Origin of the sequence: Blautia sp. MSJ-36 (assembly GCF_018917985.1) — a bacterium.
In the GTDB taxonomy this organism is placed as follows: domain Bacteria; phylum Bacillota; class Clostridia; order Lachnospirales; family Lachnospiraceae; genus Blautia_A.
Map to the genome: position 1 here is coordinate 1 of NZ_JAHLPQ010000047.1, position 8,974 is coordinate 8,974.

Below are 8,974 nucleotides of genomic sequence, written 5' to 3' on the forward strand. Positions count from 1 at the left end.
GCCAGCCTGTGAAAAGCAGTGCAAGAGGCGGGCCCTCTCAGTGCGCCTTCCGGGCGCAAGCAGGGATGAGCCCCTTATAGGGGCAGTGCAAACCACCGGCTAAGCCGGTGGTTATGATTTATGATGAATATGAACAATATACCCTGTTCGAATCAGACCGAAGCGTCCATGGCCTGCTGTACATGATCTACGAGAACTTGGCGGATTTTCGGATATTCGCCAAGACCTTTCAGTACAGGAGTTACCTCATACCCTTCCGAGGAGAGACGGTTCATCCAGGAGTCCGGATCTTCACCGGCCAGATCGTTCTGTGCATGATCACCGGCCACAATCATAAAAGGAGCAAGAACAATCTTTTTTGGCTGAAAGCTGTCCGCAGCCCGGAGAAGAGAATCCAGGGCAGGATAAGCCTCAACAGTTCCGAGAAAGATATTTTTATGTCCCATATCTTTAAAACGGTAATCCAGGGCAGCATAAACAGAATTTGCATAATGCTCCGTTCCGTGTCCCATAAGAACAAGGGCTGTTTCCTGGTCCATACCCTGAAACTCATCGGCAACAGCCTGGACGACAGCCTGGTTATCTTCTTCTGTGGTAAGAAGAGGATTTCCGAAAACAATACTTGAAAACCGGTCACGGAAAGAAAGAGCGTCTGCTTTCATCTGGTCATTTTCAATTCCGTTGATTACATGGGTAGGCTGCACGATCACATCAGTAACTCCATCGAGAAGCATCTGTTCCATGGCTTCCTTTACGGTGTGTATGATGATTCCGTCACGTTTTTTTAATTTGGCAATGATCATCTTGCTTGTCCAGGCACGATAGGCCGGACAGGCAGGAAACGCATCGGCGATATCACGTTCGATGGCGTCAATGGTTCGTTTACGGGTGTTCTCATAGCTTGTACCAAAACTGACTATGAGGATTGCTTTTTTTGAAGCTGCATTCATACAGGGATTTCCTCCATCCTGAAATATATTTTCCGCATTTTCTACCTGAAGTTATTATAAAAGGAGGGTACAGGATTGTCAATCGTAGTTGACTTTCCGGGCGGAAATGTTTATCATTATAAAAGACTGCGGACATATGAAAAATGTACGGGAATACAGTTATATAAGTGCGAATATTCGCTTGACATATCGGTGGTAGATGAAACCACCTGGAAACAAAGGAGAACAAAAGACATGAGTATATTCATGCTTGGAATTGACCATAATATGGCACCTGTGGATATCAGAGCTCTTTTTGCCTTCACCAGGAAGAATACCGGTGAGGCACTGCTTAAGCTGAAAAAAGAGCCAGGGATCTGTGGGTGTATTATTCTGTCAACCTGCAATCGGCTGGAACTCTGGGTAAGCACGGAAGAAGATGAAAAACCGGAACTCTATCAGTGGCTTTGCAGGCTGAAGGGAATTGAAGGGGAAGAATACCGGAAATACTTTATCAGCAGAGAAAATGAGGAGGCTGTAGAGCACCTTTTTTATCTCACAAGCGGGTTGAAATCCCAGATTCTGGGCGAGGACCAGATCCTTACTCAGGTAAAAGATGCGTTGAGTTTTGCAAGGGAAGAGTTTACTACAGACAGTGTTCTGGAGGTGCTGTTCCGGATGGCTGTAACTGCAGGAAAGAAGATCAAGACAGAAGTTCCTTTTTCCCACGGAAATCCTTCTGTGATCCATCAGGCAATCCGCTTTCTTGAGGAGGGTGGATACCATGTGAGAAATAAAGTCTGTATGGTAATCGGAAATGGTGAAATGGGAAAAATGGCAGCACAGACACTTAGGGAAGCCGGTGCGGATGTGACGGTTACGATCCGTCAGTACAGAAGCGGTGTTGTGAGCATTCCGGTTGGATGCAGCAGGATCAATTACGGTGAGAGAATGGACTATCTGCCGGAATGTGATCTGGTTGTCAGTGCAACGGCAAGTCCCAACTATACACTGACAGAAGAACTGTTTGAGGATGTACGGGTGGAACGGCCAATGATTCTTATCGATCTGGCTGTCCCGAGAGATATTGATCCGGAGATCCGAAAGAAAGAAAATATCACACTTTATGATATGGACAGCTTCCGTACCAGTGAGACGCCGAAGGAACTTGCGGATAATCTGGAAGCGGCAGGAAAAATTGTAAAAGAGCAGATGGAAGAATTCTTCCAGTGGCTGGATGGCCGTGATATTATTCCACGTATCCAGGAAATCAAAGCGGATGCAGTGGAAGATCTGAACTTAAGAATCGAAAAAATATTCCGGAAAACTCCCATGGAAGATTCAGACAGAGAGAATCTGAAAAAAGCAGTGGATACGGCAGCCGGAAAGGTTGTGAACAAGCTGATTTTCGGACTTCGTGACAGCCTGAACCAGGATGTTTTTTTGGAATGTGTGGAAGGACTGGAGAAACTTTATGAAGAATAAACCGTATTTCCCCATGTTTATTGATCTGTCAGACAAGAATATTGTTGTGGCAGGCGGCGGTAATATCGCCACCAGACGGGTAAAAACACTTCTGAAATTTACAAGGAATATCACAGTCGTGGCAACAAAAGTCACACAGGAACTTATGGATCTTGGAAAAGCCGGGACCGTAAATTTACATATCCGCCCTGTAAAGCGTTCTGATTTTGCCAGTGCCTACATGGTAATCGCGGCCACCAATGACTGGAAATTAAATGATGAGATTCACCGTGTCTGTAGGGAGGAGGGCATTTATGTAAATGTAGCCTCCGACCGTGAATCCTGTGATTTTTATTTTCCGGGTATCTATATGAGAGATGAAATGGTAGTAGGTGTTACAGCCAGCGGTCTTGACCACAAAAAGGCAAAGCGTGTCAGGGAAGAAATTCAGAAAGCGCTGGAAAAGGTACTGAAGGAGCAGGATGATGAAGACGAAGAAAAGTAAAATTGTAATTGGCAGCAGGGAGAGTAAACTTGCGGTACTTCAGAGCGAAATGGTCCGTGATTATATAAAAGAAAAAAATCCGGAAATGGAAGTGGAGATTCTTACCATGAAAACTACCGGGGATATCATTCTGGACCGTACTCTGGATAAGGTTGGCGGAAAAGGTCTTTTTGTAAAAGAATTGGATAAAGCACTGATGGATGGAAGAAGTATTCTTTCTGTACACAGCCTCAAAGACATGCCTATGGAAGTTCCGGAAGAACTTCCCCTTCTGGCTTTTTCCAGAAGAGAAGATCCAAGAGATGTTCTGGTACTTCCGGAAGGAGTTTCCGAACTTAATAAAAGCAAACCTCTTGGATGCTCCAGCCTGAGACGTACACTTCAGCTTAAGAAACTGTATCCGGATATGGAGGTCAAAAGTATTCGTGGAAATCTTCAGACAAGACTCCGGAAGCTGGATGAAGGACAGTACAGTGCCCTGATCCTGGCAGCGGCCGGGCTTAAGAGACTTGGACTGGAATCCAGGATCAGCCGATATTTTACCGCAGATGAGATTATTCCGGCAGCAGGACAGGGAATCCTTGCGGTACAGGGACGAAAAGGTGAGGACTACAGTTTCCTGAATGGTTACTGTGATGAAGAAGCCTGGGCCGCGGGAAGTGCGGAGCGTGCATTTGTGAAACTTCTGGATGGAGGCTGTTCTTCTCCGGTAGCCGCCCACGGGGAAATTTCCGGGGATGAACTTTATCTCAGAGGACTTTATTATAATGAAAAAGACGGTTCCTATGTAACAGGAACACTGCGTGGCAACAAGGCCGATGCGGAAAGCTTGGGCAGGGAACTGGCAGAAACTCTTCGGAAAAAAGGAGAAAACAGATGAAAACAGGAAAAGTATGGCTGGTAGGCGCAGGCCCTGGCGATATCGGTCTTTTTACATTAAAAGGTCTCAAAGTGCTGGAACAGGCAGATGTGGTTGTCTATGACAGCCTGGTAGGCCAGGGAGTTCTGTCACGGATCCCGGAAGGCGTGAAGCTGATCAATGTTGGCAAACGTGCCAGCCACCACATCATGCGTCAGGAAAATATCAATCAGGTACTTCTGGAAGAGGCACAGAAAGGCCTTCGTGTGGTACGTCTGAAAGGTGGAGATCCTTTCCTCTTTGGAAGAGGCGGAGAGGAGCTGGAACTTCTTCGGGAGAATGGAATCCCTTATGAAGTTGTTCCGGGAGTTACTTCTTCCATTGCAGTACCGGCATATAACGGGGTTCCGGTAACACACAGAGATTTTTGCTCTTCGGTTCATATTATTACAGGACATAAAAGAGCCGGAGAAGAATACGATATAGACTTCCGTGCACTTGTTGATACAAAGGGAACCCTTGTATTTCTGATGGGCGTTTCCGCGCTTCCGGATATCTGTGCCGGCCTTGTAAATGCAGGTATGGAAAAAGATATGCCTGCAGCAATCCTGCAAAAAGGAACGACAGCAGGCCAGAAGCGGATCGTGGCTACAGTTTCCACTCTGGAAGAAGAGGTAAAACGTCAGGGAATTGAGACACCGGCGATCATTGTAGTAGGTAAGGTATGTACACTGGCAGAGAAATTCGGCTGGTATGAAGAACTGCCTCTTGCAGGCTGGAAAGTTCTTGTCACGAGACCAAAAGAACTGGTTTCCAGAACTGCGGACAAGCTTCGTGAAAAAGGCGCGGAGGTGCTGGAACTTCCGGCGATCCGTACGGTTCCCATGGAAGACCAGAGCCGTCTTTATCAGGCACTGGATCAGCTGGAAACCTATCAGTGGCTTGTATTTACCAGCCCTACAGGGGTGAGGGTATTTTTTGAGGAACTTATCCGTCATGGAAAAGATATCCGTGCTATGGGAAACATCCGTCTGGCAGTGATCGGTGAGGGAACAAAAAAGACTCTGAAAGAAAGAGGCCTTCTGGCGGATTTTGTGCCGTCTGTATATGACGGGGATACCCTTGGAAAAGAACTTTCCGAGATTCTTTCCGGCGGAGAAAAGATCCTGATCCCGAGAGCTGAAAAAGGTAACGAAAAGCTTACCGCATTTCTTACACAGGCAGGGGCTGAGGTTGAAGACATTCCAACCTATCAGACTCTTTACGAAAAAAGCCAGCTTATTGACGAGAAGAAGGAATTTGAGACAGGACAGATCAGCTGTGCGGTATTTACAAGTGCTTCCACTGTGAAAGGTTTTGTGGAGGGAACAAAAGGACTGGATTATTCAAAGGTTAAGGCAGCCTGCATTGGCAAGCAGACGAAAGCGGCAGCCGAGAGCTTTGGAATGAAAGCATATATGGCAGAAAAAGCCACCATTGACAGTCTTGTCAAACTGGTGGAGGATATGAAAAGGAGCGAATGATCATGGAACTGACAAAAAGACCAAGAAGATTAAGAGGCAGCGAAAACCTTCGTAAGATGGTACGTGAGACAAGAATGGATAAATCTTCTCTTATGTATCCCATGTTTGTGATGGAAGGAGAAAACAAGGAAGAAGAAATTCCGTCCATGACCGGGCAGTACCGCTATAGCCTGGATCGTCTTCCCTATAAACTGGAGCAGCTTTCCAAAGCCGGTGTTGGCAGTGTAATGTTTTTTGGTATTCCTGACCATAAGGATGAAGTGGGCAGCGGTGCCTATGATTCGGAGGGAATTGTTCAGAGAGCTCTTCGCATTGCAAAAGAGAAATTCCCGGAACTTTATTATGTAACAGATGTATGCATGTGTGAGTACACTTCCCATGGACACTGCGGCGTTCTCTGCGGCCATGATGTGGACAATGACAAAACACTGGATCTTCTTGCAAAAACAGCACTTTCCCACGTAGAGGCAGGAGCGGATATGGTAGCACCTTCCGATATGATGGATGGCCGTGTTGCAGCAATCAGGGAGTGCCTGGATAAAGCCGGACATTATACAACTCCGATTATGTCCTATGCGGTAAAATATGCTTCCGCATTTTATGGCCCGTTCCGTGAAGCGGCTGATTCTGCTCCGTCTTTTGGTGACAGAAAGAGTTACCAGATGGACCCGCACAACAGCAGAGAAGGCCTGAAAGAAGCCCTTACAGATGTTGAGGAAGGCGCAGACATCATCATGGTAAAACCGGCTCTTGCATATCAGGATATGATCTGGCAGGTAAAGGAAGCCACCAATGTACCAGTTGCGGCATACAGTGTCAGTGGTGAATATGCCATGGTAAAAGCTGCAGCCGCAAATGGCTGGATTGATGAGGAAAGAATCGTAGGCGAGATGGCTACCGGAGCATTCCGTTCCGGCGCACAGATCTATCTTACCTACTATGCAGAACTTCTGGCAAGACTTATGGATGAAGGGAGAATCGGCTGATGACAAAATCAGAACAGTTATTTGAGCGTGCGGTAAAAAGAATACCGGGAGGCGTAAACAGCCCGGTAAGATCTTATGGAGCTATCGGTGAGGCACCTCGTTTTATTGAAAAAGCAGATAAATGTTACATCTATGATGTGGATGGAAACCGCTATGTGGATTATATTGATTCCTGGGGCCCGATGATCCTGGGACATAATTTCCCGGAGATCCGTGAAAGCGTGATCAAAGCCTGTGAAAATGGCCTGAGTTTTGGATGCGCTACGGAAATTGAAGTGGAGATTGCAGAATTTATCTGTGAGCATATTCCGCATGTAGATATGATTCGTATGGTAAACTCCGGAACAGAGGCTGTTATGAGTGCCATCCGTGCGGCAAGAGGTTTCACCGGAAAAGACAAGATCATCAAATTTGCAGGCTGCTACCACGGACACAGTGACTGCCTTCTGGTAAGTGCCGGTTCCGGTGTCATGGCAAGCGGTATTCCGGACAGCGCCGGTGTTCCCAAGGGCTGCACACAGGATACCATGACTGCAACCTACAATGATGCGGCCAGCGTGGAAGCGCTTCTCAAACAGGAAGAGGGAAATGTGGCGGCAGTGATCGTGGAAGCAGTAGGAGCAAACATGGGCGTAGTTCCTCCGAAACCAGGTTTCTTAAAGAGACTTCGCCAGCTTTGTGATGAGCATAACTGTCTGCTGATCTTTGATGAGGTAATCACAGGATTCCGTCTTGCCTTTGGCGGAGCCGCAGAGTATTTTGGCATTCGCCCGGATCTTGTCACCTATGGAAAAATCATCGGCGCAGGAATGCCGGTAGGTGCATATGGCGGCCGCAAAGAGATCATGGATCTGATCTCACCGTGTGGTCCTGTATACCAGGCAGGTACCTTAAGTGGAAATCCGGTTGCCATGGCAGCAGGATTCACACAGCTGAAATATCTCTATGAGCATCAGGAGATCTATAAAGAGCTGGCAGTAAAAGGCGAGAAACTTTACGGCGGACTGAAGACAATCGTGGAGGAAAAAGGTCTTCCATATCAGGTAAATTATGATTCTTCCCTGGCAAGTATCTTCTTCACAGATCAGGAAGTAAAAGATTATGTTTCCGCAAAAACCTCCAACCTGGATCTTTTTGCAAAATATTTCAAGGGAATGCTGAAACGTGGCATCCATCTTGCGCCGTCCCAGTTTGAGGCAATGTTCCTTTCCACAGCACACACAGATGAAGTGATTGATGAAACTCTGGAAGCAATGAGAGGCGCCCTGGGAGATCTGTAATTTCCGCAAAAAAATGATTTTGCACAGGAATTTACACAAAGATAGTAGGATGGTAACTTGTTCTTCAAAAAACTTTGTGATAAAATAAACACAAAAATACGTAATGAATGTGAAAGCAGGAGGCCAGAGCTTATGGGAAAAAAGAAGTACGTGGCTTACGTGGGAACATATACCCATGGAACCAGTAAGGGAATTCAGGTATACGATGTAGATGTAGAGAACGGAACACTGACAGAGCGCAGTGAGGTAGAGGTCAGCAATGCATCTCATCTGGCAGTTTCCAAAAACGGTAAATATCTGTACTCCATCGAGGATGAAGGTGTGGCTGTATTTGAGAGAGATGAAAATGGAGATCTTTCCCGTATTAACAGCGTAGATATTAACGGAATGCGAGGCTGTTATCTTGCAACAGATGTAGACGGAAGATATCTTTATGTAGCAGGTTACCATGATGGCAAGGTAACGGTTGTACATACCCATAAAGACGGACGTCTGGGAAGCGTTATGGACGGTGTTTTCCATAAAGGACTTGGAAGTGTGGCAGAGCGTAACTTCCGTCCACATGTAAACTGTGTCCGCCCTACACCGGATAACAAATATCTCTGTGCGGTAGATAATGGCATTGATCAGGTGAAAATTTACAGGATCAACAAGAAGAAAGATAAACTGGAACTTGTGGATATTCTTCGCTGCCCGAGAGAGAGCGGCCCTCGTATTATCCGTTTCAGTGATGACGGAAGATTTGCATATCTTCTTTTTGAGCTCAGCAATGAGGTTAAGGTATACAGCTATGACGGAAGCGGCAAGAACCCGGAGTTTCAGCTGCTCCAGAGTATTACCACTCTTGGAAAAGAAGATGCCAATGATGCGATTCACAACGCAGCATCAGGTATGTCTCTTTCTGCGGATGGCAAATATCTTTTCTGCACAACTGCAGGTGAGAACACAGTAACCATGTATGCGGTAGACCAGGAAACCGGCCTTCTGACCAAGAAATTTACCCTTCCGATCAGCGGTGATTATCCGAAAGATCTTATGATCTTCCCGGATAACAAACATATTGCCATTGCAAATCATGGAAGTAACAGTATTACTGTTTTTACAGTAGATTACGAAAAAAATATTATTATGATGAATGAGAAGCCAAGAAAGATCGAAACACCGAACAGCATCCATATCTGGCCGGTGCCGGGAGATGTGGATGGCATCTGCAAATAATTCTTTTCGGTAAATGACTGCAACGGCCAGATATCCGGATACAAAGACAGACTCAGGGATAAGCAATAAGATTCCCTGAGTCTGTTTTTTGTTGTGTGACAGTAAAAATAAACCCCCTGCTATGCAGGGGGAGGGAAGATCTTTAGATATAAGTAATCTCCTGTGTTAAAATAAATGTAGGTCTGCAAACCACAAATATTAAATCACAGG

The 8,974-nt window shown here is 46.1% G+C and carries 8 protein-coding genes; 7 read left to right on the forward strand and 1 reads right to left on the reverse strand.

The window, feature by feature from the left end; genetic code table 11:
* Positions 1-152 precede the first annotated feature (152 nt).
* On the reverse strand, positions 153-950 hold the full coding sequence (locus KQI39_RS16690; RefSeq protein ID WP_216419707.1) for a sirohydrochlorin cobaltochelatase: 798 nt from the start codon (positions 948-950) through the stop codon (positions 153-155).
* 234 nt (positions 951-1,184) lie between these two features.
* Here KQI39_RS16690 and hemA point away from each other — a divergent pair, with 234 nt between their 5' ends.
* From hemA to KQI39_RS16725, 7 genes are all read left to right on the forward strand, one after another.
* Entirely contained in the window at positions 1,185-2,414 is a 1,230-nt protein-coding gene (gene hemA / locus KQI39_RS16695; protein ID WP_216419708.1) for a glutamyl-tRNA reductase, read from the forward strand.
* Positions 2,404-2,898, forward strand: coding sequence for a precorrin-2 dehydrogenase/sirohydrochlorin ferrochelatase family protein (locus KQI39_RS16700; protein WP_118071637.1), 495 nt, complete (start codon positions 2,404-2,406; stop codon positions 2,896-2,898). Before hemA ends, KQI39_RS16700 begins: the two co-directional genes overlap by 11 nt.
* On the forward strand, positions 2,876-3,778 hold the full coding sequence (gene hemC, locus KQI39_RS16705) for a hydroxymethylbilane synthase (protein WP_216419709.1): 903 nt from the start codon (positions 2,876-2,878) through the stop codon (positions 3,776-3,778). The genes KQI39_RS16700 and hemC overlap by 23 nt, the downstream gene beginning before the upstream one ends.
* Positions 3,775-5,280, forward strand: coding sequence for a uroporphyrinogen-III C-methyltransferase (gene cobA / locus KQI39_RS16710; protein ID WP_216419710.1), 1,506 nt, complete (start codon positions 3,775-3,777; stop codon positions 5,278-5,280). Before hemC ends, cobA begins: the two co-directional genes overlap by 4 nt.
* A 2-nt stretch (positions 5,281-5,282) precedes the next feature.
* Complete coding sequence (gene hemB / locus KQI39_RS16715) at positions 5,283-6,266, forward strand: porphobilinogen synthase (protein WP_148447192.1); 984 nt, start codon at positions 5,283-5,285, stop codon at positions 6,264-6,266.
* A complete protein-coding gene (gene hemL, locus KQI39_RS16720; protein WP_216419711.1) occupies positions 6,266-7,546 on the forward strand; it encodes a glutamate-1-semialdehyde 2,1-aminomutase in 1,281 nt (426 codons plus the stop codon). The genes hemB and hemL overlap by 1 nt, the downstream gene beginning before the upstream one ends.
* 132 nt (positions 7,547-7,678) lie before the next feature.
* Positions 7,679-8,764: a lactonase family protein gene (locus KQI39_RS16725; RefSeq protein WP_021977696.1), complete on the forward strand. Its 1,086-nt coding sequence runs from the start codon at positions 7,679-7,681 to the stop codon at positions 8,762-8,764.
* Positions 8,765-8,974 lie beyond the last annotated feature (210 nt).